This is a genomic window from Streptomyces sp. DH37, assembly GCF_029813835.1.
Taxonomy (GTDB): Bacteria; Actinomycetota; Actinomycetes; order Streptomycetales; family Streptomycetaceae; genus Streptomyces.
The window spans coordinates 15,543-41,936 of record NZ_JARVKV010000004.1; the positions used below are offsets into that span (position 1 = coordinate 15,543).

At 75.6% G+C, this 26,394-nt stretch carries 27 protein-coding genes; 18 read left to right on the forward strand and 9 right to left on the reverse strand.

The window, feature by feature from the left end:
* Positions 1 to 18 precede the first annotated feature (18 nt).
* The 12 genes from QC029_RS03190 (at position 19) to QC029_RS03245 (ending at position 12,957) form a co-directional block, all read left to right on the forward strand.
* Entirely contained in the window at positions 19 to 987 is a 969-nt protein-coding gene (locus tag QC029_RS03190) for an NAD-dependent epimerase/dehydratase family protein (RefSeq protein ID WP_279553784.1), read from the forward strand.
* 285 nt (positions 988 to 1,272) lie between these two features.
* Positions 1,273 to 2,910 (forward strand): carbamoyltransferase C-terminal domain-containing protein, encoded by a 1,638-nt coding sequence (locus QC029_RS03195; RefSeq protein ID WP_279553785.1) that lies wholly within the window; start codon positions 1,273 to 1,275, stop codon positions 2,908 to 2,910.
* Positions 2,907 to 3,953 carry a glycosyltransferase family 2 protein gene (locus QC029_RS03200; RefSeq protein WP_279553786.1) on the forward strand — a complete coding sequence of 349 codons (1,047 nt, stop codon included), beginning with the start codon at positions 2,907 to 2,909 and terminating at the stop codon, positions 3,951 to 3,953. Before QC029_RS03195 ends, QC029_RS03200 begins: the two co-directional genes overlap by 4 nt.
* Positions 3,950 to 4,597 (forward strand): HAD family hydrolase, encoded by a 648-nt coding sequence (locus QC029_RS03205; RefSeq protein WP_279553787.1) that lies wholly within the window; start codon positions 3,950 to 3,952, stop codon positions 4,595 to 4,597. The genes QC029_RS03200 and QC029_RS03205 overlap by 4 nt, the downstream gene beginning before the upstream one ends.
* On the forward strand, positions 4,594 to 5,643 hold the full coding sequence (locus QC029_RS03210; protein WP_279553788.1) for a glycosyltransferase family 9 protein: 1,050 nt from the start codon (positions 4,594 to 4,596) through the stop codon (positions 5,641 to 5,643). Before QC029_RS03205 ends, QC029_RS03210 begins: the two co-directional genes overlap by 4 nt.
* Entirely contained in the window at positions 5,640 to 6,605 is a 966-nt protein-coding gene (locus tag QC029_RS03215) for a glycosyltransferase (RefSeq protein WP_279553789.1), read from the forward strand. The genes QC029_RS03210 and QC029_RS03215 overlap by 4 nt, the downstream gene beginning before the upstream one ends.
* Positions 6,602 to 7,819: a glycosyltransferase gene (locus tag QC029_RS03220; RefSeq protein WP_279553790.1), complete on the forward strand. Its 1,218-nt coding sequence runs from the start codon at positions 6,602 to 6,604 to the stop codon at positions 7,817 to 7,819. Before QC029_RS03215 ends, QC029_RS03220 begins: the two co-directional genes overlap by 4 nt.
* Complete coding sequence (locus QC029_RS03225; RefSeq protein ID WP_279553791.1) at positions 7,816 to 8,565, forward strand: SIS domain-containing protein; 750 nt, start codon at positions 7,816 to 7,818, stop codon at positions 8,563 to 8,565. Before QC029_RS03220 ends, QC029_RS03225 begins: the two co-directional genes overlap by 4 nt.
* Positions 8,558 to 10,144 (forward strand): D-glycero-beta-D-manno-heptose 1-phosphate adenylyltransferase, encoded by a 1,587-nt coding sequence (gene rfaE2 / locus QC029_RS03230; protein ID WP_279553793.1) that lies wholly within the window; start codon positions 8,558 to 8,560, stop codon positions 10,142 to 10,144. The genes QC029_RS03225 and rfaE2 overlap by 8 nt, the downstream gene beginning before the upstream one ends.
* A gap of 20 nt (positions 10,145 to 10,164) precedes the next feature.
* The gene (locus QC029_RS03235; RefSeq protein WP_279553794.1) at positions 10,165 to 11,148 is read left to right on the forward strand and encodes a glycosyltransferase family 9 protein; all 984 of its coding nucleotides are present in this window, start codon (positions 10,165 to 10,167) and stop codon (positions 11,146 to 11,148) included.
* Complete coding sequence (locus QC029_RS03240; protein ID WP_279553795.1) at positions 11,145 to 12,017, forward strand: glycosyltransferase family 2 protein; 873 nt, start codon at positions 11,145 to 11,147, stop codon at positions 12,015 to 12,017. The genes QC029_RS03235 and QC029_RS03240 overlap by 4 nt, the downstream gene beginning before the upstream one ends.
* Positions 12,007 to 12,957 (forward strand): glycosyltransferase family 2 protein, encoded by a 951-nt coding sequence (locus tag QC029_RS03245; protein WP_279553796.1) that lies wholly within the window; start codon positions 12,007 to 12,009, stop codon positions 12,955 to 12,957. The genes QC029_RS03240 and QC029_RS03245 overlap by 11 nt, the downstream gene beginning before the upstream one ends.
* An 84-nt stretch (positions 12,958 to 13,041) precedes the next feature.
* Here QC029_RS03245 and QC029_RS03250 read toward each other — a convergent pair whose 3' ends face one another.
* Entirely contained in the window at positions 13,042 to 13,443 is a 402-nt protein-coding gene (locus tag QC029_RS03250; protein WP_279553797.1) for a ChaB family protein, read from the reverse strand.
* A gap of 242 nt (positions 13,444 to 13,685) precedes the next feature.
* Between QC029_RS03250 and QC029_RS03255 the strand changes: the two genes are divergently transcribed.
* Positions 13,686 to 14,120 (forward strand): DUF2267 domain-containing protein, encoded by a 435-nt coding sequence (locus tag QC029_RS03255; RefSeq protein ID WP_279553798.1) that lies wholly within the window; start codon positions 13,686 to 13,688, stop codon positions 14,118 to 14,120.
* A 110-nt stretch (positions 14,121 to 14,230) separates the two neighbouring features.
* Here the strand turns inward: QC029_RS03255 and QC029_RS03260 are convergent, their stop codons facing one another.
* Positions 14,231 to 14,581 carry a hypothetical protein gene (locus QC029_RS03260; protein WP_279553799.1) on the reverse strand — a complete coding sequence of 117 codons (351 nt, stop codon included), beginning with the start codon at positions 14,579 to 14,581 and terminating at the stop codon, positions 14,231 to 14,233.
* Positions 14,582 to 14,774: 193 nt separating this feature from the next.
* Here QC029_RS03260 and QC029_RS03265 point away from each other — a divergent pair, with 193 nt between their 5' ends.
* Both QC029_RS03265 and QC029_RS03270 read left to right on the forward strand, forming a co-directional pair.
* Entirely contained in the window at positions 14,775 to 15,590 is an 816-nt protein-coding gene (locus QC029_RS03265; RefSeq protein WP_279553800.1) for an SAM-dependent methyltransferase, read from the forward strand.
* A gap of 89 nt (positions 15,591 to 15,679) precedes the next feature.
* On the forward strand, positions 15,680 to 17,779 hold the full coding sequence (locus tag QC029_RS03270; protein WP_279553957.1) for a bifunctional diguanylate cyclase/phosphodiesterase: 2,100 nt from the start codon (positions 15,680 to 15,682) through the stop codon (positions 17,777 to 17,779).
* Positions 17,780 to 17,835: 56 nt separating this feature from the next.
* Here the strand turns inward: QC029_RS03270 and QC029_RS03275 are convergent, their stop codons facing one another.
* Positions 17,836 to 18,180, reverse strand: a complete 345-nt coding sequence (locus QC029_RS03275; protein ID WP_279553801.1) for a DUF3140 domain-containing protein — start codon at positions 18,178 to 18,180, stop codon at positions 17,836 to 17,838.
* A 74-nt stretch (positions 18,181 to 18,254) separates the two neighbouring features.
* The gene (gene soxR, locus QC029_RS03280; protein ID WP_279553802.1) at positions 18,255 to 18,779 is read right to left on the reverse strand and encodes a redox-sensitive transcriptional activator SoxR; all 525 of its coding nucleotides are present in this window, start codon (positions 18,777 to 18,779) and stop codon (positions 18,255 to 18,257) included.
* Positions 18,780 to 18,834: 55 nt separating this feature from the next.
* Between soxR and QC029_RS03285 the strand changes: the two genes are divergently transcribed.
* From QC029_RS03285 to QC029_RS03295, 3 genes are all read left to right on the forward strand, one after another.
* Positions 18,835 to 19,563, forward strand: a complete 729-nt coding sequence (locus tag QC029_RS03285) for a transketolase (RefSeq protein WP_279553804.1) — start codon at positions 18,835 to 18,837, stop codon at positions 19,561 to 19,563.
* Between the two features lie 68 nt (positions 19,564 to 19,631).
* Positions 19,632 to 20,594 carry a transketolase family protein gene (locus QC029_RS03290; RefSeq protein WP_279553805.1) on the forward strand — a complete coding sequence of 321 codons (963 nt, stop codon included), beginning with the start codon at positions 19,632 to 19,634 and terminating at the stop codon, positions 20,592 to 20,594.
* 446 nt (positions 20,595 to 21,040) lie between these two features.
* Positions 21,041 to 22,330 carry an acyl-CoA dehydrogenase family protein gene (locus tag QC029_RS03295; RefSeq protein WP_279553806.1) on the forward strand — a complete coding sequence of 430 codons (1,290 nt, stop codon included), beginning with the start codon at positions 21,041 to 21,043 and terminating at the stop codon, positions 22,328 to 22,330.
* 80 nt (positions 22,331 to 22,410) lie between these two features.
* On the opposite strand, the gene QC029_RS03300 is transcribed toward QC029_RS03295, so the two are convergent.
* The 5 genes from QC029_RS03300 to QC029_RS03320 are packed head-to-tail and all read right to left on the reverse strand — an operon-like array spanning position 22,411 to position 26,190.
* Complete coding sequence (locus QC029_RS03300) at positions 22,411 to 22,983, reverse strand: GAF domain-containing protein (protein WP_279553807.1); 573 nt, start codon at positions 22,981 to 22,983, stop codon at positions 22,411 to 22,413.
* The gene (locus QC029_RS03305; RefSeq protein ID WP_279553808.1) at positions 22,964 to 23,554 is read right to left on the reverse strand and encodes an ATP/GTP-binding protein; all 591 of its coding nucleotides are present in this window, start codon (positions 23,552 to 23,554) and stop codon (positions 22,964 to 22,966) included. The genes QC029_RS03300 and QC029_RS03305 overlap by 20 nt, the downstream gene beginning before the upstream one ends.
* The gene (locus QC029_RS03310) at positions 23,532 to 23,906 is read right to left on the reverse strand and encodes a DUF742 domain-containing protein (protein ID WP_279553809.1); all 375 of its coding nucleotides are present in this window, start codon (positions 23,904 to 23,906) and stop codon (positions 23,532 to 23,534) included. Before QC029_RS03310 ends, QC029_RS03305 begins: the two co-directional genes overlap by 23 nt.
* Before the next feature lie 3 nt (positions 23,907 to 23,909).
* The gene (locus QC029_RS03315; protein ID WP_279553810.1) at positions 23,910 to 24,326 is read right to left on the reverse strand and encodes a roadblock/LC7 domain-containing protein; all 417 of its coding nucleotides are present in this window, start codon (positions 24,324 to 24,326) and stop codon (positions 23,910 to 23,912) included.
* Between the two features lie 43 nt (positions 24,327 to 24,369).
* Positions 24,370 to 26,190, reverse strand: coding sequence for a sensor histidine kinase KdpD (locus QC029_RS03320; protein WP_279553811.1), 1,821 nt, complete (start codon positions 26,188 to 26,190; stop codon positions 24,370 to 24,372).
* Positions 26,191 to 26,394: the final 204 nt, after the last annotated feature.

Here is a 26,394-nt window from a genome sequence, read left to right on the forward strand (position 1 = left end):
AGAGAGAAGAGGTTGTCGATGACGGGTGAACGTGACCGGCGGCGGGCCGTGGTGACCGGCGGCGCCGGGTTCGTGGGCTCGCACCTGTGCGAGCGGCTGCTGGACGACGGCCTCGCGGTGACGGCCGTGGACAACCTGCTCTCGGGCGCCGAGGGCAACCTCGCCCATCTGCTCGACCGGGACGGCTTCGCCTTCGTCCGGCGCGACGCGTGCGCCCCGGACGCCCTGGCGGACCTGCCCGGCGGCCCCTTCGACCTGGTGTTCCACCTGGCCTGCCCCGCCTCGCCCGCGGACTACCTGCGGCTGCCGCTGGAGACCCTGGAGACGGGCAGCAGCGGCACCCGCAACGCCCTGGAACTGGCCGCGCGCGACGGCGCGCGGATGGTGCTGGCCTCCACCTCCGAGGTCTACGGCGACCCGAAGGAGCACCCGCAGCGCGAGGACTACTGGGGGCACGTCAACCCCGTCGGCCCGCGCAGCGTCTACGACGAGGCCAAGCGGTACGCCGAGGCGCTGGTCACCGCCCACCGGCAGGCGCGCGGCACGGACACCGCGATCGTGCGGATCTTCAACTCCTACGGGCCCCGGATGCGCGCCGGGGACGGCCGCGCGGTGCCGACCTTCATCCGGCAGGCCCTGGCGGGCGAGCCGCTGACGGTGGCCGGGGACGGCAGCCAGACCCGTTCGCTGTGCTACGTCGACGACACCGTGGCGGGCATCGTGGCACTCGCGGGGAGCGACCTGCCGGGGCCGGTCAACATCGGCGGCGAGGAGGAGACCACCGTCCTCGACATCGCCCGGCGGATCGTCAAGCTCACCGGCTCGGCCTCGCCGATCACCTTCGTCGAGCGCCCCGGCGACGACCCCGCCCGGCGCTGCCCGGACACCGCCCTGGCCAGGGAGAGGCTGGGCTGGGCGCCGCGCGTGGAGTGGCAGGAGGGGCTGGAGCGGACCATCGAGTGGTTCGCCCGCGGGAACGCCGCCTGATCACCGCCTGATCACCGCCCGGCTCCCTGCCCGACCTCTACCCGGCCCCTGCCCGGCCCCTGTCCGGCCTCCGCCCCCGAGCACCGCCCGGCCCCTGCCCGGCCCCGCCGCGTACGCCCGGGGGCCGGGCGCCGCGGCCCCCGTTCCGTCACCCGATGGAGTCACTTCCCCCGTACAGAGTCGACCTCGGGCGTTTGACTCCACTGCCGACGGTAACCACGGACGCCACGGCATCACCAGGGGCACCTGGATGCCACCGGGACCCACACCACGGAGGCACCCTTCATGCGCATCCTCGGCATCAACGCCGTCTTCCACGACCCGGCGGCGGCACTCGTGATCGACGGCCGCACGGTCGCGGCGGCGGAGGAGGAGCGGTTCAGCCGCCGCAAGCACGGCAAGCGGCCGGTGCCCTTCTCCGCGTGGGAGATGCCCGAGCGTTCCGCGGCCTGGTGCCTGGAGCAGGCCGGCCTCACCCCCGCCGACCTGGACGCGGTCGCCTACTCCTTCGACCCCGCCCTGGCGGCCCCCGCCGAGTCGCTGGGCCTGAACGACCCCTGGGACCACCTGCGCCAGGAGTACGCCCGCCGCGCCCCGTCCTTCCTGGCCGAGGCACTGCCGGGCCTGGACCCGTCCATCGTCCGCTTCGTGCCCCACCACATGGCGCACGCCGCGTCCGCCGGGATCGCCGGGCCGCACCGCGACACCGCGGTGCTGGTCCTCGACGGGCGCGGCGAGTCCGCCTCCCACCTGTCCGGCCGCTACCACGGCGACCGGCTGGAGGTGCTGGCCGCGCAGCAGCTGCCCCACTCCCTCGGCCTGGTCTACGAGGAGCTGACCGAGCACCTGGGCTTCCTGCGCTCCAGCGACGAGTACAAGGTCATGGCGCTGGCCTCGTACGGCAAGCCGCGCTTCCTGCCCCAGCTGCGGCAGTGGGTGCACAGCGACGGCAGGGGCGGCTTCGCCGCCCACGGCGTGGAGTGGGCCGCGCTCGCCCCACCGCGCGCACCGGGCGCCGAGTGGAACCAGGACCACGCCGACCTGGCCGCCAGCGCCCAGGCCGTGCTGGAGGAGACGCTGCTGGACCTGGCGAGCTGGCTGCACGCCGAGGGCGGCGGCCGGGAGCTGACCCTGGCCGGCGGCGTCGCCCTCAACTGCGTGGCCAACTCCCGCCTCGCCGCCCAGGGCCCCTTCGAGCGGGTGTGGGTGCAGCCCGCGGCCGGCGACGCGGGCACCGCGCTGGGCGCGGCCCTGCACCTGGCCGCCGCGCACGACGAGTCCCCGCTGCCGATGCCCGGCGCGGACCTCGGCCGCGGCTGGTCGGACGGGGAGATCGAGGACTTCCTGAAGGAGGCGGCCGTCCCCTACGAGCGGCCCGCCGACATCGCCGAGGAGGTCGCCGAGGCCCTCGCCGCCGACGGCATCGTGGCCTGGTTCCAGGGCCGCAGCGAGTACGGCCCGCGCGCCCTGGGCCACCGCTCGCTGCTGGCCCACCCGGGCCGGGCGGAGAACCTGGACCGGCTCAACCGGGTCAAGGGGCGCGAGGAGTTCCGCCCGGTGGCGCCCATGGTCGCCGAGCGGCGCGCCGCGGAGATCTTCGACGGGCCCGTGCCCAGCCCGTACATGCTGTTCGTGCACGACGTGGCCCGCGAGTGGCGCAGCCGCATCCCCGCGGTAGTGCACGTCGACGGCACCGCCCGCATCCAGACGGTGAACCCCGAGGGCGAGCCGCTGGTGGCGCGGATGCTGGACGCCTTCGAGCGCCGCACCGGGCTGCCGGTGGTGGTCAACACCAGCCTCAACACCGCCGGGCGGCCGATGGTGGACTCCCCGCGCGACGCGCTGGAGTGCTTCGGCTCCTCCCCGGTGGACCTGCTGGCCATCGGCCCGTTCGCGGTGCGCCGCGGAAGGTTCTTCGCATGAGCGCCCCCCACCGGGCGGCCGCCGACTACTCCGTGGTGATACCCACGGTCGGGCGCCCCTGCCTGGCCGACTGCCTGGCGGCGCTGGGCGAGTCGGTGGGCCCCGAGCCGCGCGAGATCGTGGTCGTGGACGACCGGCCGCAGCCCGAACCGCTCCGCGAGGACCTCCCGCTGGACGCGCTGGGTCCGCTGCGCGAACGCGCCACCGTGGTGCAGACCGGCGGCCGGGGCCCGGCCGGCGCCCGCAACATCGGCTGGCAGATGGTCACCGCCCCCTGGGTGGCCTTCCTCGACGACGACGTACGGGTCGGCGCCCGCTGGCGCGAGGCCCTGGCCCGCGACCTGGCCGGGGCCGACCCCACCGTCGCCGGGGTGCAGGGCGTCCTGGACGTGCCGCTGCCCACCGGGCGGCGGGCGACCGACTGGGAGCGCAACACCGCCGGGCTGGCCCGCGCCCAGTGGGCGACCGCCGACATGGCCTACCGCACCGAGGCGCTCAAGGCCGTCGGCGGCTTCGACGAGCGGTTCCCGCGCGCCTTCCGCGAGGACGCCGATCTGGCGCTGCGGGTGCTGGACGACGGCTGGCGCATCCGGCGCGGCGGCCGTCTGACGTCCCACCCGGTGCGCCCGGCGGACCGCTGGGTGTCGGTGCGCGCGCAGCGCGGCAACGCCGACGACGCGCTGATGCTGCGGCTGCACGGCCCCGCCTGGTGGCGGCGGGCCGCCGCCCCCCGGGGCCGCATCCGCCGCCACGCGGCGGTCACCGCCGCGGGCCTGGGGGCGCTCGTCCTGGCCGCGGCCGGCCGCCGGCGGGCCGCCGCCGTGGCCGGGGCGGGATGGCTGCTGGGCACGGCCGAGTTCGCCTGGGCCCGGATCGCGCCGGGGCCCCGCACCCGCGAGGAGGTCACGACCATGCTGGCGACCAGCGCGCTCATACCGCCGCTGGCGGTGTACCACCGGCTGGCCGGGACGCTGCGCCACCGCGCCGCCACCCCCTGGGACACGGGGCTCGCCCCCCACTCCGGCCGGGGCGGTGACGCATGACGGCGGTGCGCGCGGTACTCCTCGACCGGGACGGGACCCTCGTGGAGGACGTCCCCTACAACGGCGACCCGGCGCTGGTGCGCCCGGTGCCGGGCGCCGCCGAGGCGATGGCGCTGCTGCGCTCCCGCGGCGTGCCGGCGGCGGTGGTGACCAACCAGTCCGGCATCGCGCGCGGGCTGATCGGCTGGGACGACATGGGCCGGGTGCACGCCCGGATCGACGAGCTCCTGGGCCCCTTCCACGCCTGGGCCGTCTGCCCGCACGGCCCCGGCGACGGCTGCGCCTGCCGCAAGCCCGCCCCCGGACTGGTGCTGGACGCCGCCCGGCGGCTGGGCGCGGCCCCCGCCGAGTGCGTGGTGATCGGGGACATCGGCTCCGACATGGGCGCGGCGCGCGCCGCCGGAGCCCGCGGCATCCTCGTCCCCACCCCCGTGACCCTGCCGGAGGAGGTCCGGAGCGCGCCCGCGGTCGCCCCCGACCTGCTCACGGCGGTGCGCGTCGCGCTGGACGGGCCGTGGCCCCCCGCCCCCGCGGCGGAGGACCGCGGCCCCGCGCCGGTGTCCGTGCCGGGCGCCGGCCCGGCGACCGCGCGCGCCGCCGTCCGTACCGCCGCCCGTACCACCACCGCCCGGAGGCCGTCATGAGAGCGCTCGTCGCACGTCTGGACAGCTTCGGGGACGTACTGCTGGCGGGACCGGCGGTACGGGCCGTGGCCGCGCGCGCCGACCGCGTGACGCTGCTGTGCGGCCCGCGCGGCGCGCCCGCCGGGCGGATGCTGCCCGGTGTGGACGAGGTCCTGGTCTGGGACGCCCCCTGGGTGGGCTTCGACCCGCCCCCCACCGGGCGGGACGACGTCGAGAGGGCCGTCGCCCTGATCGCCGGGCGGCGCTGCGACACCGCCCTGGTGCTGGCCTCGGCCCACCAGAGCCCGCTGCCGACCGCGCTGGTGCTGCGGATGGCGGGCGTCTCCCGGATCGCCGCCGACAGCGTGCACTACCCCGGCTCGCTGCTGGACGTGCGCCACCGGCGCGACGAGCACGCGCACGAGGCGGAGGCCGCCCTGGCGCTGGCGGAGGCGGCCGGCTTCCCCCTGCCCGCCGGCGACGACGGGCGGCTGCGGGTGCTGCCGCCGCCCGCCGTGGGGGAGCTGACCGGCCCGCCGGGCTACGTCGTCCTGCACCCCGGGGCGAGCGTGCCCGCGCGGCGCTGGAGCCCGGAGCTGTCGGCCGAGGCCGTCACCGCCCTGGCCGGGGCCGGGCACCGGGTGGTGGTCACCGGCGTGCCCGAGGAGCGCGAGCTGACCGCGTACGTGGCCGGCCGCGACGGGCTCGACCTGGGCGGGCGCACCTCGCCCGCGGAGCTGGCCGGGGTGCTGGCGGGCGCGGCGGCCGTGGTCACCGGGAACACCGGTCCGGCCCACCTGGCCGCCGCCGTGGGCACCCCGGTGGTCTCGCTCTTCTCGCCGGTGGTGCCCGCCGAGCGCTGGGCGCCCTTCCGCGTGCCGCTGGTGCTGCTGGGCGACCAGCAGGCCCCGTGCGCGGGGACCAGGGCCCGCGTCTGCCCGGTCCCCGGGCACCCCTGTCTGGACCGCGTGACCCCGGAGGACGTGGTCACGGCCGTGGAGAAGGCCGCCGCCGAGGGCGGCGGGCGAGGAACAGCCGCCGAGGGCGGCCGGGAGGGAGCCGCATGAGGATCCTGCTGTGGCACGTGCACGGCTCCTGGACCACCGCGTTCGTCCAGGGCCCGCACACCTATCTGGTGCCCGTCACCCCCGGCCGGGGACCCGACGGGCTCGGCCGCGCCGCCACCTTCGACTGGCCGGACAGCGTGGTGGAGCTGACGCCGGAGGAGCTGCGGGACGCGGACGTCGACCTGGTGGTGCTCCAGCGCCCCCACGAGCCGGAGCTGGCCGAGGAGTGGCTGGGCGGCAGGCGGCCGGGCCGCGACGTGCCCGCCGTCTACCTGGAGCACAACGCGCCGGACGGGAACGTGCCCGACACCCGGCACCCGATGGCCGGACGGCCGGGCCTGACGATCGTCCACGTCACCCACTTCAACCGGCTGTTCTGGGACTGCGGGCCCTCCCCCACCGCCGTCATCGAGCACGGCATCGTCGATCCCGGACCGCTGTACGCCGGCGATCTGGAGCGGGCGGCCGTGGTGGTCAACGAGCCGCTGCGCCGCGGCCGCACCACCGGCACCGACCTGCTGCCGCGCTTCGCCGGGGCCGCGCCGCTGGACGTCTTCGGCATGAGGACGGAGGGGCTGGCCAGGCGGCTCGGCCTGCCGGAGGACCGCTGCCGTTCCCACGACCTGCCCCAGCGCGAGCTGCACCGGGCCATGGCCCGGCGGCGGGTGTACGTGCACCCGGTCCGCTGGACCTCGCTCGGCCTGTCCCTGCTGGAGGCCATGCACCTGGGCATGCCCGTGGTCGCCCTCGACACCACCGAGGCGTCCGCGGCCGTGCCCGAGGGGGCCGGAGTGCTCTCCAACCGGCTCGACGTCCTGACCGACGCCGTCCGCGGCTTCCTCGCCGACCCGGCGTACGCGCGCCACGTCGGCGAGCAGGCGCGTACGGCCGCACTGGCCCGCTACGGGCTGCCGCGCTTCCTGGACGACTGGGAGCGGCTGATCAAGGAGGTGGCCCGATGAGGATCGCCATGGTGTCCGAGCACGCGAGTCCGCTCGCCGCGCTCGGCGGCCCCGACGCCGGGGGCCAGAACGTGTACGTGGCGCAACTGTCGAGGGAGCTGGCGCGGCGCGGTCACCACGTCACCGTCTACACCCGCCGGGACGCGCCCGAGCCGCCCGACCGGGTGCCGTTCGGGCCGGGCGTCACCGTCGAGCACGTGCCCGCCGGGCCGCCGCGCGCGGTGCCCAAGGACGAGCTGCCGCCGCACATGCCCGCCTTCGGCGCCCATCTGGCGCGCCGCTGGTCGGGGCGGCGGCCGGACGTGGTGCACGCGCACTTCTGGATGTCGGGCACGGCCGCGCTGATCGGCGCGCGGGAGGGAGGCGTCCCGGTCGTGCAGACCTTCCACGCGCTGGGCACCGTCAAGCGGCGCCACCAGGGCGCGGACGACACCAGCCCGCCGGAGCGGATCGACGTGGAGCGGCGGATCGGCCGCGAGTGCGACCGCGTCCTGGCGACCTGCGCGGACGAGGTGTTCGAACTGGCCGCCATGGGCGTGCCGCCCGAGCGGACGTCAGTGGTGCCGTGCGGCGTGGACACCGAGGAGTTCAGCCCCGCCGCCTCCGCCGGGCGCGCGGACCGCCGCGGCCCGCACCGGCTGCTGGCGATCGGCCGTCTGGTGCCGCGCAAGGGCTTCGACCAGGCGATCGCGGCGCTCGCGGAGATCCCCGGCGCCGAACTGGTCGTCGCCGGCGGCCCGGAGCCCGCGCTGCTGGCGGACGACCCGGAGGCCGCGCGGCTGCGCCGGCTGGCCGGGGAGCACGGGGTGGCGGACCGGGTGCGGCTGCTGGGCGCCGTGCCGCACGAGCGGATGCCCGAGCTGATCCGCGGCGCCGACCTGGTGCTGTCCACGCCGCGCTACGAGCCGTTCGGCATCGTCCCGCTGGAGGCCATGGCCTGCGGGGTGCCGGTCGTCGCCACCGGCGTCGGCGGCCATCTGGACTCGGTGGCCGACCGGGTCACCGGGCGGCTGGTGCCGCCCGGCGACCCCGGCGCGCTCGCGCGCGCCGTCAACGAGCTGACCGGCTCCCCGGAGCTGCTGCGCCGCTACGGCGAGGCCGGTCGTGAGCGCGTCCTGGCCCGCTTCTCCTGGGAGCGGGTCGCCGACGGCGCCGAGCAGGTGTACGCCCAGGTGGTCGCGCGCCACCGCGTTCCCACGGGGGCCATCCGATGACGACGCCCAAGACCGCCAAGAGCACCCTCAAGAGCACCGCCGAGAGCACCGCCAGGAGCACGACCGGGACCGCCGGGAACGGCACGCGGGTGCGCCGGACCCGGCCGGCCCCGGAGCCGGGGCCGGTCGCCGGCCACTGCGACGAACTGCTGCACGCGCTGGTGGCCTTCCGCGACCAGGCGGGCACCGCCCAGCGCTGGGGCGAGCGCCTGGCGGGGGTGCTGGCCGGCGGCGGACGGCTGCTGGTGGCCGGGAACGGCGGCAGCGCCGCCCAGGCCCAGCACCTGACCGCCGAGCTGGTGGGCCGCTACCGCGACGACCGCCCGCCCTTCTCCGCCATCGCCCTGCACGCCGACACCTCCTCCACCACCGCGATCGCCAACGACTACGGCGTGGACGAGGTGTTCGCCCGGCAGGTGCGGGCGCACGGGCGCGAGGGCGACGTGCTGATGCTGCTGTCGACCAGCGGCGCCAGCGCCAACCTGCTGTCGGCCGCCGAGGCCGGACGCGGGGCGGGCATGGCGGTGTGGGCGCTGACCGGTCCCGCGCCCAACCCGCTGGCCGCCGGCAGCGACGAGTCGCTGTGCGTGCGCGCCGGTTCCACCGCGACCGTCCAGGAACTCCACCTGGTGGCGGTGCACATGGTCTGCGCCGCCTTCGACGCCGCGCTGGAGGACGTGCTGGAGGACGTGTTGGAGGACCGCCTGCCGGGAGGGGGGAGCGCGAACGATGACTCCGATGCCTGACGCGATGCCGGATCCGATGCCCGACATGACGCCCGATCCGCCGTACGGCCCGGCCCGCGGTCCGGCCTCCGGGCCGGCGCCCGCCGCCACCGCGCTGGTGGTGGTCGGCGACGCCCTGCTCGACCGGGACCTGGTCGGCCGCGCGGACCGCCTGGCCCCGGACGCCCCGGTGCCGGTGCTGGAGGACTGCGAGGAGCGGCTGCGCCCGGGCGGCGCCGCCCTGGCCGCCTATGTGGCGGCGCTCGGCGGCCGCGCGGTCACCCTGGTGACCGCGCTGGGCGACGACCCGGCCAGCGAGCGGCTGCGCGAACTGCTCTCCCCCTGGGTCTCCGTGGCCGCGCTGCCGCTGGACGGAGCCCTGTCGGAGAAGACGAGGGTGCTGGCCGGGGGCCGCCCGGTGGTCCGGATGGACCGCGGCGACGGCCGCGCCCCGTCCGGCTCCCGCGGGGCCGTGCCCGAGGAGGTCCGCGAGGCGATCGCCTCGGCCCCGGCCCTGCTGGTCTCCGACTACGGCCGGGGCACCGCGGACGCCGTACGCGGGCTGCTGGCGGAGCGGGCCGCCCGGGTGCCCCTGGTGTGGGACCCGCATCCGCGCGGCCGCGAACCGGTGCCGGGCACCCGTCTGGTGACCCCGACGGCGGCGGAGGCCCGGCTGTTCGCCGGACGGCTGGACGACGGCGGCTCCGGAAAGCCGGACGGCCGGACGGCGGGGGGCGCGAGGCCGGCGAGGCCCGCGAAGTCCGCGAGGCCGGCGAAGCCGTCCGGCGAGCCGGACAGCCTGCACACGGCCGCCCGCCACGCCCGGGCGCTGGCGGACGCCTGGGGCGCGGCCTCGGTGGCCATCACCCTCGGCGACCGCGGAGCGCTGCTGTCCTACGGCGACCACCCGCTGCTGGTGCCCGCTCCCGCGCGGCACAGCGGCGACTCCTGCGGGGCGGGCGACCAGTTCGCGGCCAGCGCGGCCGGCCTGCTGGCCGACGGCGCGCTGCCGGAGACCGCCGTGCGGGGCGCGGTGGCCGCCGCCACCGGCTACGTGGCGGCCGGGGGCGCGGGCGCGCTGGCCTTCCCCGACCGGGCCGCGCCCCGGCCCTCCTCGGCCGCCTCCGACGAGGACGCCGAGCGGCTCGTGGCCCGGGTGCGGGCGGCGGGTGGCACGGTGGTGGCCACCGGCGGCTGCTTCGACCTGCTGCACGCGGGCCACGTCGGGCTGCTCCAGGCGGCTCGCCGCACCGGCGACTGCCTGGTGGTCTGCCTGAACTCCGACGCCTCGGTGCGCCGCCGCAAGGGTCCGGGCCGTCCCATCAACCCGCTCTCCGACCGCGTCCGGGTGCTGCGCGCCCTGGAGTGCGTGGACGCGGTGGCGGTCTTCGACGAGGACACCCCCGAGGAGCTGCTGAAGCGGCTCCGCCCGGACGTGTGGGTCAAGGGAGGCGACTACGCGCTCGCCGACCTGCCCGAGGCGGAGCTGGTGGAGGGCTGGGGCGGGCAGGCGGTGCTGCTGCCGTACCTCGACGGCCGCTCCAGCAGCCGCATCGCCGAGCGCGCCGCGGTGTCCGTGGCCCGGAACGGGGCGCGGTGAACAGCCCGGAACGGGGCACGGTGAACAGCCGGTCGACCACCCCCGTGAACGGCTCCGCGGGCGCCCCGCACCTGCCCCGGCTGCTGGTGCTGCGCGCGCTGGGCCTGGGCGACCTGCTGGCCGGGGTGCCCGCCCTGCGGGCGCTGCGCCGGGCGTTCCCGGGCCACGAGACCGTGCTCGCCGCTCCCCCGGAGCTGGCCGTGCCCGCCGAGCTGAGCGGCGCGGTGGACACCCTGCTGCCCGCCTCGGCGCCCGGCCGCGCCGTCCCCGGGATCACCGGCTGGCAGGGACCTCCACCGGAGATCGCCATCGACCTGCACGGCAAGGGGCCGGAGAGCATGCGGGCCCTCGCGGCCCTGAACCCGCGCCGCCTGCTGGCGTTCGCCGCCGAGGACGGCCCCGAGTGGTACGCCGAGGAGCACGAGCGGGACCGCTGGTGCCGCTTCCTGGCCTGGTACGGCATCCCCGCCGACCCCGCCGACCTGCGCCTGCCGCCGCCCGCCGTGGCCTCCCCCGCCCCGGGTGCGGTGCTGCTCCACCCCGGCGCGGGCTCGCCGGCGCGGTGCTGGCCCGTCGAGCGGTACGCGGCCGTGGCCGGGGAGCTGCGGCGCGCCGGGTGCCGTGTGGTGGTCACGGGCGGGGCCCGGGAGTACGACCTGCTGGCGCGGCTGGCCAAGCTGGCCGGACTGCCCGACGCCGACGTCCACGGCGCGCCGCCGCTGGAGCGGCTGGCCGCCCTGGTCGCCGGCGCCTCGGCCGTGGTGAGCGGCGACACCGGCGTGGCCCATCTGGCGGTGGCCTACGGCACCCCGTCGGTCACCCTCTTCGGGCCGGTGTCGCCCGCGCTGTGGGGCCCGCCGCCGCTGGAGCGCCACCGGGTGCTGTGGCACCCGGGCCCGCCCGGCGACCCCCACGGCCGCCGCCCCGACCCCCTGCTGCTGCGCATCCGGCCGGAGGAGGTACTGGCCGCGCTGTCCCGGCTGCCGGAGGTGCGTGCCGCGTGAACGACTCGCCGATCGGCGTGGTCATCGCCACCCGCGACCGCGCCGACAGCCTCGCGCGCACGCTGCGCGTGCTGACCGAACTGCCCGAGCGACCGCCGGTGCTGGTGGTCGACAACGCCTCGACCGACCACACCCGCACCATGGTCTCGGTGCTCTTCCCGCAGGTGGCGCTGATGCCGCTGCCCGAGAACCGCGGCGCGATCGCCCGCAACCTGGGGCTGGCGGCGATGGAGACGCCGTACGTGGCCTTCAGCGACGACGACTCCTGGTGGGAGCCGGGCTCGCTGCGGAGGGCCGCCGACCTGCTGGAGGCCCACCCGCGTCTCGGGCTGATCGCCGCCCGCACCCTGGTGGGGCCCGAGGAGGAGCCCGACCCGCTCAACGTCCTGCTGGAGGAGTCCCCGCTGGGTCCCGCCCGGGACCTGCCCGGCCCGCAGGTGCTGGGCTTCCTGGGGTGCGCCTCGGTGGTGCGGCGGTCGGCGTTCCTGGACGCCGGGGGATTCCACCCGCTGCTGTTCTTCGGCGCCGAGGAGACCCTGCTGGCCTACGACCTGGCCGCCCGGGGCTGGGGGGTCGCCCACTGCCCCGAGGTCGTCGCCCGCCACCATCCGGATCCCTCGCCGCGGTCCGGGCGCGGCGCCCGGGTGCTCCGCAACGAACTGCTCACCGCCTGGCTGCGCCGCCCGCTGTCGCTGGCGCTGGGCCGCACCGGGGTGCTGGCCGCGCGGGCCCGCCGCGACCCGGACGCCCGCCGCGCCCTGCTCGGCGCGCTGGCCCGGCTGCCGTCGGCGGTGCGCGCCCGCAGGCCCCTGCCGCCGTACGTCGAGGAAGCCGCACGCCGTGTGGAAGGACAGCACCGTGGCCCCTGAGCCCGCCGAGACCGCCGAGCACGTCCGCACCGAAGGGACCCGGGACGCCGACACCCGGGTCTCGGTCGTGGTGATCACCCACAACCGCCGGGAGGAGTTGCTGCGCACCCTGGGCCGGCTGGCCGAACTGCCCGAGCGGCCCCCGGTCCTCGTCGTCGACAACGCCTCGGCGGACGGCACCGCCGAGACCGTCGCGCGCGTCCATCCGTGGGTGCGGCTGCTGCGGGCGGAGCGGAACCTGGGCGCGGTGGGGCGCAATGTGGCGGTGGAGCGCGTGACCACGCCGTACGTGGCCTTCTGCGACGACGACTCCTGGTGGGAGCCGGGCTCGCTGGGGAGGGCCGCCGACCTGCTCGACGCGCACCCGCGGCTGGCGGCGGTCACCGCGCGCATCGTGGTGGAGCCCGGCGGCGCCGAGGACCCGATCGTCGCCGAGCTGCGCGACTCGCCCGTCCCCGGCCCCGAATGGCTGCCCGGCCCGGCCCTGGGCTCGTTCCTGGCCGCGGCGACGGTGCTGCGCGCCGGCGCCTTCCGGGAGGCGGGCGGCTTCTCGCCCCGGCTGTGGCTGGGCGGCGAGGAGGAGCTGCTGGCCACCGATCTGATGGTGCGCGGCTGGTGGCTGGCCTACGCCGAGGAGCTGACGGTCCACCACGCGCCCTCGGCCGTGCGGGACGCCACCGCGCGCCGGGAGGACGGGCTGCGCAACACGCTGTGGTTCGGCTGGCTCCGCCGTCCGCTGCCCGCGGCGCTGCGCCGCACCTGGCGCCTGGCGCGCACCGTACCGCGCGACGCGGCGTCGGCGCGGGCGTTCGGGCGGGCGCTGGCGGGGCTGCCGTGGGTGCTGCGCGAGCGCCGGGTGGTGCCGGGGGAGGTCGAGGAGCGGCTGCGGCTGCTGGAGGAGGAACAGCGCCGCTCCGCCGCCCGCCGGTACGTCGACTGAGGCTGCGGAGCGGCGGGCGGGGTACCGGCGGGGTACCGGCGGACGCCGCAGGAGCCGGTACCCCGCCGGGGCGCGGGGCGCGTTCTAGGAGCGCGCCTCGCGGGTCGCGGAGCGGTTGGCCTTGCGGATGGCCCGCAGCAGCTCGTCCTTGCTCATCCGGGAGCGTCCGTTGATGTCCAGCCGCCGGGCGATGGAGTACAGGTGCTCCTTGCTGGCGTTCTCGTCGACGCCCTCACCGCTGCGCCCGCCCTTGCCGCGCGGGCGGGCCGCCCGCTCGTCGGAGGGTCCCTTGCGGCCGCCCTCCTTGCGCTCCCAGTGGTCGCCCACCTTCTCGAACGTGTGCTTGAGGGCGCCGTAGGCCGTCATGTGGGCGCGCCGGCCCTCTCCGTACTCCTCCACTGCGGAGTCGTGGGCCTTGATCCAGGTGCGCTGCGCCTCCTCGGGGGAGCGCTCCAGGGTCGACGGAAGCTCCTTCCGTGCTGGCACGTTTCTCACCTCCGATTGATCCGGTTTGTAACGGGTTCCCCTCCGTCCGTCACGGAAACGGCAGGTGTCGATGCGCACCGGAGGGTCACCCGCCCCGTGGGGACCGCGGCCCCGCCGGCCCGTGCGGAAGGGCGCGGGAGGACCCGGGAGGCCCCGGCGGTCGCCGGCTGCCACCGACGGTCACCGGGAAGCCCCCGACAGAACCTGACAGACCCCGACAGACACCGAGAGGGGTGCCGAGCATGCGGTACGAGGAGCTCACCGGCCAGGTCCAGGCGCACGCGGACCTGCCCGACCGGCAGGCGGCGGAACGGGCCCTGCGGGCCACGCTGGAGACGCTGGCGGAGCGGATCCCGGACGGTGTGGCCGACCATCTGGCCGCCCAACTGCCCGGGGAGGCGGCCGAGTCGCTGCGCCGGGTGGTGGCCGGGCACGAGACCTCGCCGCAGCGCCGGGCCGACGCCCGCACCCACGGCGAGCCGTTCGACCTGACCACCTTCGCCGGGCGGGTGGCCTGGCGGTCCCGCGCGTCGGAGGACACCGCCGTGCGGGAGGCGACGGCGGTGCTGGAGGTGCTGGACGCGGCGGTCTCCCCCGAGCTGATGCTCAAGGTCGGCCACGTCCTGCCGCCGGACATCCGCGAGCTGCTGCCCTCCAGCCGCGCCCGGGAGTCCTGAGCCCCGGCCGGGTCCGGGACGGGCCCGGGCAGGGACGGGACAGGATCCGGACAGGCCGGAACCCCCGGGGGCGGGGACAGGCCCCCGGGGGCGCGCCCGCGGGGCGGCCGCTACCGGAAGCGGTCGCCCACCGGCTTGGCGGGCTGGTCGGGGGTGCCGTGCGGGGGCGGGTTGTACGGCTCCGGCGAGGTCGCCGGGCTGACCGGGGATCCGCCGGGCCGGCCCTCCGGTCCGGTGGGCGGCACGGAGCTGCCGGGGGACCGCGGACTGCCCTCCTCCAGCTGGTGCAGGCGGGACGTCAGCAGCGCGATCACATGGGTGCGGTGGGCGTGTTCGCGCTCGTAACGGAGCAGCTGCTCCAGGTCCTCGTGCGACAGGGACCGGATCCGGTGCCCCAGCTCGCCCGCGGAGAGGTGGTCGTAGTCGGGGAACGGGAGTTCGTCGTGGTCGGTGGTACTCATCCGCCCCGGGTGTCCGGTGGGCGGACCGCGAAAACCCGGCGGCTCCCACGATTATCCCGACGGAGGAACCGGGGCAAGCTATACGTAGCGGGTTGCTGCCGGAACGTCGGCGTCTCGTATCCGTGTACCTGTTCGCCTGGGATCAGTAGCCTCAGGAGTCCCTGTCATATTCACCGACCGGTTGGAGACTTTGATGGAGCGTCCCGCCTGGGCTCCACAGGACATAGATCTGTCCGTTCCGAGCGTTTCCCGTATCTACGACTACTACCTGGGCGGGTCGCACAACTTCGAGGCCGACCGGGAGGCCGCCCGGCGGGCCATCGAGGTTTTCCCGGGGCTGCCGAAGATCATGCAGGCCAACCGCGCGTTCATGCGCCGGGCCGTCCGCTTCGCCGCGGACCGGGGCATCACCCAGTTCCTCGACATCGGCTCCGGCATCCCCACCTTCGGCAACGTCCACGAGGTCGCGCAGGCCGCCGCCCCCGGGGCCAGGGTGGTCTACGTCGACAACGACCCCGTCGCCGTCGCCCACAGCAGGGCGGTCCTGAAGGGCCAGGAGGAGCGCACCGGCGTCGTCGCCGCCGACTTCCGCAGGCCCGGGGACATCATCGGGAGCGAGGAGGTCGGCCGCCTGCTCGACCTGGACCGGCCGGTGGCCCTGCTGCTGGTGGCGCTGCTGCACTTCCTGGAGGACGCCGACGACCCGTGGGCGAGGGTGGCCGAGCTGCGCGACGCGCTCGCCCCCGGCAGCCTGCTGGTCCTCACCCACGCCTCGGTCGAGGGCGGCCCGCGCAGACCCGAGCAGGGGGACGAGGTCGAGGGCGTCTACCGCAACATCGGCTCGCCGCTGATCATGCGCTCGCGCCGTGAGGTGGAACGGTTCTTCGACGGCTTCGAGATGGTCGAGCCCGGCCTGGTCTCCATGCCGAACTGGCGCCCGGAGGGGCCGGTGGACCAGGAGGACCCCGTGGTCTTCACCGGCTTCGGCGGAGTGGGACGCAAGGCGTGAGTCAGACGTCCCAGGGGCCCGCCTCCGGCCGCCCCCTCGCACCGGAGGCCCCCGGCGACCCGCACGACGGGCACCGCCGCTTCGCCAGGATCTGGAGCCGCGCGGTCTACCCCGCCACGGCCACCTCGATGACCCGCGCCGAGTTCGAGGACTACCTCCTCCCCCTGGCGCGCGTGCTCGGCGAGGCGCTGCACGCCCGCCCCTTCGACCCCTCGCCGGGACGCGGCGTGGGGGCGGCCCTCGTCGAGGCGCACTGCACGGCCCCCGAGGCGCTGCCGCAGGTGCTCGGCGTGGTGGACGCCTACCTGCTGCTGTACTGCAGCGATCCGGCGGTGCTGCCCACCGAGGAGGGACGGGCCCGCTGCGCCCGGCTCCAGCACGCCGTCTCGGCCGGATTCGCCCGCGCCCTGCAGGAGCGCACCCGCTCCGAGCAGGAGGCGCTGGCCCGGTCCGCGCTCGCGGCGCGCGAGACCGCCGAGAAGGCCCTCCACGAGAGCGAGACCCGTTTCCGGGCGGTCTTCGAGGGGGCCACGGTCGGCATCGGGATCGCCGACATGGACGGGAACATCCTCGACGTCAACAGCGCGCTCGCCCGGATGTTCGGCGGTTCGGAGCACCACGTGCGCAGCCGCAGGGTCTCGGACTGGGTCCACCCCGACGACGCACCGGGCGTCTGGCGGGTCCACGAGGAGCTGGTGCGCGGCGAGCGCGACCACTACCGGGTGGAGAAGCCGTACACGCGCAGCGACGGCACCGTGCTGTGGACCAACCTGACCGTCTCGCTGCTGCGCGACCCCGCGGGCGAGCCGCGCTACATGCTGGCGCTGATGGAGGACATCACCGAGCGCCGCCTGCTGCACCTGCGGCTGCGCTACGAGGCCACCCACGACGCGCTGACCGACCTGCCCAACCGCACCCTGTTCTTCGAGCGGCTGGAGCACGCCCTCTCCCCCGACTCCGGCACCGCCCGGATCGGGCTGTGCTACCTGGACCTGGACGGCTTCAAGACAGTCAACGACAGCCTGGGCCACGCCGTCGGCGACCAGTTGCTGGTGAACGTGGCCGAGCGGCTGGAGAGCTGCGTGGCCTCGCAGCGCCACATGGTGGCGCGGATCGGCGGCGACGAGTTCGTGGCGCTGGTCAGCGACCCCGTGTCGCGCTCGGAGGTGACCGACCTGGCCCAGCGGGCGCTGGACGCGCTCTCCTGCCCGATCCAGCTGGCCGGCCGGGAGCTGCCGGTGCGCGCCAGCATCGGCGTCGTCGAGGGCCCGGTCGGGGAGCTGACCCCGGCGGAGGTGCTGCGCAGCGCGGACATCACCATGTACCGGGCCAAGGCCAGGGGCGGCAACCGCTACGAGCTGGCCGACCCCGACTCCGACGCCCGCACCATCAGCCGCCACATGCTGACCACCCATCTGCCCGCCGCGCTGGAGGGCGAGGAGTTCTTCATCGAGTACCAGCCGCTGGTGCGGATGGAGGACGGCAGCGTGGAGGGCGCCGAGGCCCTGGTGCGCTGGGCCCATCCGCGCCACGGCGTGCTGGGGCCGGACCGCTTCATCCCGCTGGCCGAGCACACCGGGCTGATCGTGCCGCTCGGCCGCTGGGTGCTGGAGCAGGCGGTGCGGCAGGCCTGCGAGTGGCAGGTGCGCGGCATCGGCGGCGCCCGGCCGCTGCGGGTGAACGTCAACCTCTCGCCGCGGCAGCTGCACCACCCGGAGCTGGTCGCCGAGACCGTGGCCGTGCTGGAGAGCGCCGGGCTCGACCCGTCCTCGCTCTGCCTGGAGGTCACCGAGAGCGCCCTGATCCGCGCCGACGACGCGGAGCTGAAGCCCTTACGCCGGCTCGCCGACCTGGGGGTGCGGATCGCCCTGGACGACTTCGGCACCGGCTACTCGAACCTGGCGAGCCTGCGCAGGCTGCCCGCGACCACCCTGAAACTGGACCGCTCCTTCACCCGGGGTCTCCAGCAGGAGCCGGCCGACCCGGTCGACCTCAAGGTCGTCGAGGGCATCGTCTCGCTGGCGCACGCCCTGGACCTGGCCGTGACGGTCGAGGGCGTGGAGACGGCGGCCCAGGCCGACCAGTTGCGGAAGCTGGGCTGCGACTCCGCGCAGGGCTGGTACTACGCCCGGCCCGGGCCGCCGGAGCGCCTGTCGTCGCAGGCGCTGCCGGTCGCGGCGGGGCAGTGACGGCGCCCGCGCCGGCCGGGGCGGAGGGCGCGGGGGGCGCGGGGGGCGCGGGGGCGTCAGGACGCCCTGACGGGGTCGTGCCCCATCGACATCATCCGGTGGCGCCACTCGGGGTCCTGCACCGCCTCCGCGACGCGTACGCGCTCGCGTTCGGCGTCGACGGTGTCGACGACCTCGCGCATCACCGCGATGTCGTCGTCGGTGAGGTCCATGCGGCGCTTCTGCAGGATCGCCAGCACGTGCCGCCCCTGCTCGGCCCCGGCCTGCTCCGGCAGCGCCTCGGTCCGCTCGCCGGCGTCGCTCGTCCTGAGCCAGGCCGCCAGTTCGTTCGACGTCATGTTCACCGCGGTGTGGAACTCGTCCCACAGGGCGTCCAGCTCCAGTTCGGAGATGTCGGCCATCTCTCAACCTCCCGGGGTCTCTCGCGCTGCGCGAGTGCCCGCGCGCGGCCGGGGGAAACCCCGGCCGCGCCGCGTCAGGGGCGGCGCTGCCGTCCCGGCTCCCGTCCGCCTTCCCGTGCGGCCTCCCCGGAGACCTCCGCCGGATCCGGCGGGACCTCCTCCATCAGATAGCGGGCGCCCGGACCGTACGAGCCCGCGGTGTCGCCCGGGTTGTACAGGCCGCACTTGCGCAGGCTGAGGCAGCCGCAGCCGATGCACCCGGTCAGCCGTTCCCTCAGCCGCTCCAGCCCGGCGATCCGCTCGTCGATCCGCCGCTGCCAGGTGCGGGCCACGGCGTTCCACTCGGTGGCGCTGGGCGCCCGCTCCACGGGCAGCCGGTCCAGCGCGGCCCGGGCCTCCTCCAGGGACAGGCCCACCCGCTGGGCGGCCCGCACGAAGGCGACCCGGCGCAGTGCGGTGCGCGGGTAGCGGCGCTGGTTGCCCGCGGTCCGCTCGGAGTGGATCAGGCCCAGCTCCTCGTAGTAGCGCAGGGCGGAGGGGGCGAGCCCGGAGCGGGCGGCCAACTCCCCGATGGCGAGGCGTCCGTCTCGGTCGGTCATGGCGCCGAGCATAGCCGCTTGACCTCAAGTCGGCTTGAGATTGCAGCCTCTTCCCATGACGACCGCGACACCGCCGCACACCCCCGCTCCCGCGCCGCGCGAGGGCCGCGCGTACGCCGATCTGCCCGGGCTGATGTCCCTGATGACCGGCGACGAGAAGCACGACGCCGCCGCCACCTCCACCCTGGACGCCCTCTGGGTGCTCTACGACCGGGTGCTGCGGATCTCCCCCGCCCGCCCGGAGGACCCCGGACGGGACCGCTTCCTGCTCTCCAAGGGGCACGGCCCCATGGCCTACTACGCCGTGCTCGCCGCCCGCGGCTTCTTCCCCGTCGCGTGGCTGCCCGGCTTCGGCTCCTACGGCTCCCCGCTGGGCCACCACCCGGACCGGACACTGGTCCCCGGGGTGGAGATCGGCAGCGGCTCGCTCGGGCACGGGCTGCCGCTGGCCGTGGGGACCGCGCTCGGACTGCGCGCCCGGGGGGCGATCGATCCGCGGGTGTGGGTGCTGGTGGGGGACGCCGAACTGGACGAGGGCAGCAACCACGAGGCGATCGCCTTCGCGGGCGCCACCGGGCTCGACCGGCTGCACACCCTGGTGATCGACAACTCCTCCGCCTCCCACGCCCTGCCCGGCGGCATCGCCGCCCGCTTCACGGCCGCGGGCTGGTCGACGGCGACCGCGGACGGCCGCGACCACGAGGCGCTGTACGCCGCGTACACCCGGCCGCACCCCGGACGCCCGCACGCCGTGATCGCGCGGGTCGAGCCCAAGCGGGCCTGACCGGGTCCCGGCCGCCCACCGAAGAGAACCGAGAAGAACCGAAGAGAACCGAAGAGAAGAGACCTCACATGGACGAGACGCCGGACGAGACGCCGGACACGGCACCGGACACGATGCGCGAGCGCTTCGCCTCCGTCACCTCCCGCCTGCTGGACGAGGACCCGCGGCTCGCGGTCGTCCTCGCCGAGATCGGCGCGGACGGCTTCCGCCGGGCCGCCGAGCGCCACCCGGACCGGGTGGTCAACGTCGGCATCCGCGAGCAACTGCTGGTCGGCGTGGGCGGCGGGCTGGCCCTCACCGGGATGCGCCCGGTGCTGCACACCTTCGCCTCCTTCCTGGTCGAGCGCCCCTTCGAGCAGCTGAAGCTGGACTTCGGCCACCAGGGGGTGGGCGGGGTGCTGGTGAGCGCCGGGGGCTCCTACGACTGGCCCGCCGGCGGCTTCACCCACATGGCGCCGGGCGACGTGGCGCTGCTGGACACCCTGGACGGCTGGACCGTCCACGTCCCCGGCCACCCCGACGAGGCCGAGACCCTGCTGCGCCACGCGTACGCGGGAGGCCCCGGCGGGGACGACAGGGTGTACGTCCGGCTGTCGGCGCAGACCAACGCCCGCCCCCGGCCGGTCACCGGCGAGGGCTTCCTGACGGTGCGGCGCGGCGGGCCCGGGGCGCCCGCGGTGGTCGCGGTCGGCCCGATGCTGGACGACGTCCTCGCCGCCGTCGAGGGGCTGGACGCGACGGTCCTGTACGCCGCCACCATCCGCCCCTTCGACGGAGCCGCGCTGCGGGCGGCCGTCGCGGACTCGCCCGCGCCCGAGGTCGTCCTGGTCGAGCCGTACCTGGCGGGCACCTCCGCGGCGGCCGCCGCGGCGGCCCTCTCCGACGTCCCGCACCGGGTGCTCGGCCTGGGCACCGCGCGGGCCGAGCTGCGCCGCTACGGCACGCTCCCCGAACACCTGGCGGCCCACGGCCTGGACCCGCGCTCGCTGCGGGACCGGATCACCGGCTTCACCGCCCGCGCCGCGGCCTGACGGCGCCCGCGCCGCCGGTACGGACGCCCCCGCGGGCCCGGCGTGCGAACCGGCGGCGGCGCGGGGCCCGTTCGGCCCCGCCGGGCGGAGCCGCCGCAGGGGCGGCGTCCATAACATGACGGGACGCCGGCTCGCACGCGGACGGTGAAACCAGCGGTGTGATGTCGGCGACACGGAACCGGCGTGTGGTTGGGCTATGCCTCTGGGTAGTGCTCCCGGGTAATTCGTTCATCCTTCATCATGTTCAACTCAACCTGCCACCCCCCGCGAAGGGCACCCTGCATGGTTCATTGGCATATTTTCGGCCAATGTCCCGGGGTGATCTTGAAATGACCTACACGCCGGAGACGATGTTGGTGGTGTCGGCCGAACGGGGCGGGACCACTGCAGATGCTCCATCCCCGCCTGGCAGGCAAGCGGGGGCGTACAGCAGAAGAGGGCTCGTCATGGATGGTTACTTCGCCGACCAGCGGCACAGGGACCTGCGTCTGCAGGTGAGGGAGTTCGCGGAACGGGAGGTCGAACCGCGGATACCCGAGATGGAGGAGTCGCGTTCGGTCTCCCACGAGCTGTCCCGGCTGATCGCCCGCCAGGGGTGGATCGGCGTGACCGTCCCCGAGACGTACGGCGGCATGGGCGCCGGCCACCTCGCCAAGACCATCGTCATCGAGGAACTCGCCCGGGTGAGCGGTGCGATGGGCGCCATGGTCCAGGCGTCGCAGCTCGGCGTCGCCAAGATCATCCACTTCGGCAACGAGGAGCAGAAGGAGCAGTGGCTGCCCGCCGTCGCCTCCGGTGACTGCCTGCCGACCATCGCCGTCACCGAGCCGGAGTCCGGCGGCCACGTCCTCGGCATGACCAGCACCGCCGTCCGCGACGGCGACGACTACGTCCTCAACGGCCGCAAGGTCTTCGTCGGCAACAGCCACGTCGGCGACCTGCACGGCGTCGTGGTGCGCACCGGGCCGGGCTCCAAGGGGCTGTCCGCCTTCCTGGTGGAGTCCGACCGGCCCGGCTTCTCGCTGGGTCCGCAGAAGCCCGCGATGGGACTGCACGGTTTCAGCTTCGGGGAGCTGATCTTCGACGACTGCCGCGTCCCGGCGGCCAACCGGCTGGGCGAGGAGGGCGACGGGCTGTCCGTGGCGTACTCCTCCAGCGTCCTGTACGGGCGCGCCAACCTCACCGCCGTCTCCCTCGGCATCCACCAGGCCATCCTGGAGAAGACGACGGAGTTCTGCGCCGAGCGGCAGCGCTACGGCGCGCCCCTGGCCGAACTGGGCTCCATCAAGCTGAAGCTGGGGCAGATGCAGTCGCGGCTGATGACCGCGCGGCTGGCCGCCTACCACGCGGTGCACCTGCTGGACCGCGGCATGGCGTGCGACGCGGAGCTGATGAACGCCAAGCTGGTGAACGTGGAGTACGCCCTGGACTCCGCGCGCGACGCCATGGAGATCCACGCCGCCGCGGGCCTGTTCACCGACCGGCCCGTCGAGCGCTACCTGCGCGACGCCCACCACATCTTCGCCCCCGCCGGCACCTCCGACGTCCAGCGCCTGCGGCTGGGCGAGGTGGCGCTGGGCACGGCGAAGGGGCAGTGGTCCGAGCGACTGTCGGACGTGGTGCGGACGGAGCCCGCGCCGCTCCCCGAGCCGGTGCCCGGGCTGTACCCCGAGACCGTCCCCGAGGAGCCCGCCCGCCGCACGAGGCTGCTGGAGACGCTGCTCAACAGACGCTGAGCGGAGGGGCGCCGGGCGGCGACGCGCATCGGACGCGTCCGTTCCGTGGGTGCCGGCGGCACTCACGGAACAGACTCCGCTCAGGCGCCCTGCTCGCGCCGGTGGATCTGGTCCACCATCTCGGCGGCCATCGACTTGATGGTCTCCAGCCCCTGCCGGCCCCACGGACGCGGCTCCTGGGCCACCACGCAGACCGTGCCCAGCGTCACCCCGGTGCGGTCGATGAGGGGCGCGCCCAGGTAGGAGCGGATGCCTATCTCGTCCACGACCGGGTTCCCGGCGAAGCGCGGGTAGTCGCAGACGTCCTCCAGCACCAGGGCCTTGCGCCGCACGATGACGTGCGGGCAGTAGCCGTGGTCGCGGTCCATCACCCGGCCGACCTGCGGGGAGGACTGCGCGGGGCCCAGCTCCACGGTCTGGTCGGAGCCCGGGGCGTAGAGGCCCGCGAAGTACTGGCGGTGCTCGTCGATGAAGTTGACCATCGCGTAGGGGGCGCCCGTCATCTGCGCCAGTCTGCGCGCGAAGTCGTCGAACTCCGGGATCGGCGCGTCCCCCAGGTTCAGTTCGCGCAGCCGCGCCACCCGCGCCGGGGCGTCGTTGTCCTCGGGGGTGAGGAGCAGGTGGCTGGTGGGGTCATACGACGTGGGGGACATGGCCGCTCCTTGAGTCGATCAGATGCTGGACAAGGGATACGAGGACCTGCGTGCCGGAGCTGGCGTGCCGGGCGTCGCACATCACCACCGGCACCTCGGGCTTGAGGTCGAGAGCCGCCCGGACCTCGTCGGGGTGGTAGCGGTAGGCCCCGTCGAACTCGTTGACCGCGACGATGAACCCCATGCCGCGCCGCTCGAAGTAGTCCACGGCGGCGAAGCACTGGTCCAGGCGCCGGGTGTCGGCGAGCACCACGGCGCCGAGCGCGCCGTTGGACAGCTCGTCCCACATGAACCAGAAGCGCTCCTGGCCCGGGGTGCCGAACAGGTAGAGCACGTGCCGGGCGCTGAGGGTGATCCGCCCGAAGTCCATGGCGACGGTGGTGGTCCGCTTGTCCTCCACCCCCTCCAGGCTGTCCGTGGCGGCGCTGACCTGGGTGAGCAGCTCCTCCGTGCTCAGCGGCTCGATCTCACTGACGGCGCCCACGAAGGTCGTCTTGCCGACCCCGAACCCGCCCGCGACCAGGATCTTCAGGGCGGTCGGAAACGGATCAGAGTCGTTTACGGAGTCCATGCAGCACCGCCTCCAGCAGTTCTCGGTCGGTCGGGTCCGCCCCCATCTGCATGGGGGCCCGTGTGGTCACCGCGCCGCAGTCCACCAGGTCGGAGAGCAGCACTTTGGTGACCACGGCGGGCAGCCGCACATGGGCGGCGATCTCGGCGACGGTCATCGGTCCGTCGCACAGGCTCAGTACCTGGGCGTGGTCGGGCCCCAGATAGCTCTGCGGCTTGGCCCCGGTGGACCTCACCATCGTCAGCAGGTTGAAGTCGGCCGTCGGGCGCGTGCGTCCGTTGCTGACGGTGTACGGCCGGACCAGTCGTCCGGCCGCGTCGTCCAGCCACAACCCCTCCTCGGGATCCGACATCCGTCAGTGCCCCGCGGCCTGCCGTGCCGGTGTGGCCAGATACGGTCGGACGCTCTTGACGAGCATCGCCATCTCGTAGCCGAGGACTGCGGCGTCCGCCTCGCTCTCGGCGAGGACGGCCAGGCACGCGCCGGACCCCGCCGTCGAGACGAACAGCAGCGCGGTGTCGAGCTCGACCACCACCTGCCGCACCTCGCCGCCGCTGCCGAAGCGGATGCCGGCGCTGCGGGCCAGCGAGTACAGACCCGAGGCCAGCGCCGCCAGGTGGTCGGCGGTATCGGTGTCCAGGCCGTGGGCGGCCTTCACCAGACCGTCGGAGGACAGCAGCAGGGCGCTGCGGGTGTGCGGCACGCGCTGGACGAGACCGGTCAGCAGCCAGGACAGGTCGGTCGTCTGGCCGATGGGGGCATCGCTCACCATGATCGCGTTCTTCTCCTTGGGGTGAGAGCCGGGCGCGGGGGGACTAGCGGGGGGTGTTGTCGTCGGTTTCCTCGGCGAGGCTGGCCCCCCTGCGGAAGGCGGCCATCAGGCCCGGGTTGTGCTCGGCCTCGGGACCGTCCGACGCCCCCGGGGCCCGCGTGGACTGGCGCAGTTCGGGAACGAGGTGTTCCTGGCGGCGGCGGCGCGGGAGCTGCGGCCGGTCGCCGGCCGTCGGGGCGCCTTCCGGTTCGCCGAAGCCGCCCGGGTGCGGCAGCGCGGCGGCGTGCGGCATCCCCGCCGTGCCGGCCGGCGGCACGGCCCCGGGGACGTACGCCGACTGCGGAGCGGGCGCGGTGGGCTGCGGGGTCCGGGCCTGGGCCCGGGCCGGGTGGGGCATCGCGGGGGCGGCCGGGGGCGCGGGCCGCACCGCCTCGTGGTGGTAGGCGTCCTGACGGGGCGTCTCGTGCCGGACGGCCTCGGGCGGCAGCGGCAGGTGTCCGCCGGCGCCCGCCTCCGCGGCGGCGGGCACCTGCCGCTGCCGGGACTCCTCGCGCTCCTCGCCCAGGACCGCGTCGGGCACGACGAGCACCGCCTGGGTGCCGCCGTAGATGTTGGTCTGGAGCTGGACGGTGATGCCGTGCCGCCGCGCGAGCGCGGCGACCACGAAGAGTCCGATGCGGCCGTCCTGCAGCAGCTCGGCGACGTCGACGCCGTCGGGGTCCGCCAGCAGCCCGTTCATGCGGTGCTGCTCGGCGGCCGTCATGCCGAGGCCGCGGTCCTCGACCTCGACGGCGAGACCGGCGGTGACGCGCTGGGCGCGCAGCAGGACCTGGGTCTGGGGGGCGGAGAACACCGTGGCGTTCTCGACCAGTTCGGCGAGCAGGTGGATGACGTCCGCGACGGCGTGGCCGCGCAGGGTGCCCTCGATGGGCGGCACCAGCTTGACCCTGGAGTACTGCTCGACCTCGGCGATGGCCGAGCGGAGCACCTCGGTCATGGTGACCGGGCGGCTCCACTGGCGGCGGGAGACCGCGCCGCCGAGGACGGCGAGGTTCTCGGCGTGCCGCCGGATGCGGGTGGCCAGGTGGTCGACGTGGAAGAGGCCCTTGAGCAGGTCCGGGTCCTCGACCTCGTTCTCCAGTTCGTCCAGCAGCTCGATCTCGCGGTGCACCAGGGACTGGAGCCTGCGGGCGAGGTTGACGAAGACCTCGACCTTCTCCTCGCTGCCGCTGGCGTTGCTGCGCACCAGCGCGACCGCCTGGACCAGCGCCAGTTCGGCGGCGCGCTGGGCCTGGGTGACGTCGTGGACGACGAGGCCGAGCGAGTCGTCCTCCGGCTCGGGCAGCGGGCCGTGGACGGGCGGCCGGAGCCACTCGCCCTGTTCGAGCCGGTGCAGCATGGTCTGGAGTTCGGCCTGGTTGTGGGCCGCTGCGTGCCGCAGCCGGGAGTAGCGCTCGGCGGTGGAGCGGGCCTCGGAGGAGGCGAAGAGCGCGGCGCCGACGACCACGGCGCAGCCGAGCAGCAGCGCGCCGCCGAGCACGCCCCAGACGGTGGCGCTGTCGGGTCCGGTGGCGGTCCCGGCCGGGACTCCGCCCAGGGCCCGCAGCACGTAGGCGACGACCGCCGCGGCGGCGACCGCGACCAGGGCGGCGGGCAGGACCGCGAGGCGGATCATGCGGTGCCGCAGCGCGGTGTCGAGAGCGTTCTCATGGGCGGGGCGCCTGCGCCGTCCTCCGTCGTGCGCGGTGCCACCGCCCCGCTTCCTCCTGCGCTTTCCCTGTCCGGGCGGGACGCCGGGGGCGCCGTCGTACGCGGGGGGACCGGAGCGGCCGGGCGATCCGACCGGAGGGGGGGCGACGGACATGGGAGCGGAACTTCCCCTTCCTTGTTGCACCGCGTAGCTCGGGGGCTCAGGCATCGCAGTCCTCGGGAACGTTGAGGTCGTCTCGGCGGGCCGGTGCGCTCACCGGCTCTCGTGGCACCGCCGCAACGTTAGTGGTCACCCGGCGGAGGCGCAGGCCGGGTTGGCATATTCGCCACCCTTCGCCAGCCCCCAACGAGTGAAAGC

Coding starts and splice junctions, on each gene's coding strand:
- QC029_RS03190 (WP_279553784.1), top strand. CDS start 19: ATGACGGGTGAACGTGACCGGCGGCGGGCCGTGGTGACCGGCGGCGCC.
- QC029_RS03195 (WP_279553785.1), top strand. CDS start 1,273: ATGCGCATCCTCGGCATCAACGCCGTCTTCCACGACCCGGCGGCGGCA.
- QC029_RS03200 (WP_279553786.1), top strand. CDS start 2,907: ATGAGCGCCCCCCACCGGGCGGCCGCCGACTACTCCGTGGTGATACCC.
- QC029_RS03205 (WP_279553787.1), top strand. CDS start 3,950: ATGACGGCGGTGCGCGCGGTACTCCTCGACCGGGACGGGACCCTCGTG.
- QC029_RS03210 (WP_279553788.1), top strand. CDS start 4,594: ATGAGAGCGCTCGTCGCACGTCTGGACAGCTTCGGGGACGTACTGCTG.
- QC029_RS03215 (WP_279553789.1), top strand. CDS start 5,640: ATGAGGATCCTGCTGTGGCACGTGCACGGCTCCTGGACCACCGCGTTC.
- QC029_RS03220 (WP_279553790.1), top strand. CDS start 6,602: ATGAGGATCGCCATGGTGTCCGAGCACGCGAGTCCGCTCGCCGCGCTC.
- QC029_RS03225 (WP_279553791.1), top strand. CDS start 7,816: ATGACGACGCCCAAGACCGCCAAGAGCACCCTCAAGAGCACCGCCGAG.
- rfaE2 (WP_279553793.1), top strand. CDS start 8,558: ATGCCTGACGCGATGCCGGATCCGATGCCCGACATGACGCCCGATCCG.
- QC029_RS03255 (WP_279553798.1), top strand. CDS start 13,686: ATGCGGTACGAGGAGCTCACCGGCCAGGTCCAGGCGCACGCGGACCTG.
- QC029_RS03260 (WP_279553799.1), bottom strand. CDS start 14,581: ATGAGTACCACCGACCACGACGAACTCCCGTTCCCCGACTACGACCAC.
- QC029_RS03265 (WP_279553800.1), top strand. CDS start 14,775: ATGGAGCGTCCCGCCTGGGCTCCACAGGACATAGATCTGTCCGTTCCG.
- QC029_RS03275 (WP_279553801.1), bottom strand. CDS start 18,180: ATGGCCGACATCTCCGAACTGGAGCTGGACGCCCTGTGGGACGAGTTC.
- soxR (WP_279553802.1), bottom strand. CDS start 18,779: ATGACCGACCGAGACGGACGCCTCGCCATCGGGGAGTTGGCCGCCCGC.
- QC029_RS03285 (WP_279553804.1), top strand. CDS start 18,835: ATGACGACCGCGACACCGCCGCACACCCCCGCTCCCGCGCCGCGCGAG.
- QC029_RS03290 (WP_279553805.1), top strand. CDS start 19,632: ATGGACGAGACGCCGGACGAGACGCCGGACACGGCACCGGACACGATG.
- QC029_RS03295 (WP_279553806.1), top strand. CDS start 21,041: ATGGATGGTTACTTCGCCGACCAGCGGCACAGGGACCTGCGTCTGCAG.
- QC029_RS03300 (WP_279553807.1), bottom strand. CDS start 22,983: ATGTCCCCCACGTCGTATGACCCCACCAGCCACCTGCTCCTCACCCCC.
- QC029_RS03305 (WP_279553808.1), bottom strand. CDS start 23,554: ATGGACTCCGTAAACGACTCTGATCCGTTTCCGACCGCCCTGAAGATC.
- QC029_RS03310 (WP_279553809.1), bottom strand. CDS start 23,906: ATGTCGGATCCCGAGGAGGGGTTGTGGCTGGACGACGCGGCCGGACGA.
- QC029_RS03315 (WP_279553810.1), bottom strand. CDS start 24,326: ATGGTGAGCGATGCCCCCATCGGCCAGACGACCGACCTGTCCTGGCTG.
- QC029_RS03320 (WP_279553811.1), bottom strand. CDS start 26,190: ATGTCCGTCGCCCCCCCTCCGGTCGGATCGCCCGGCCGCTCCGGTCCC.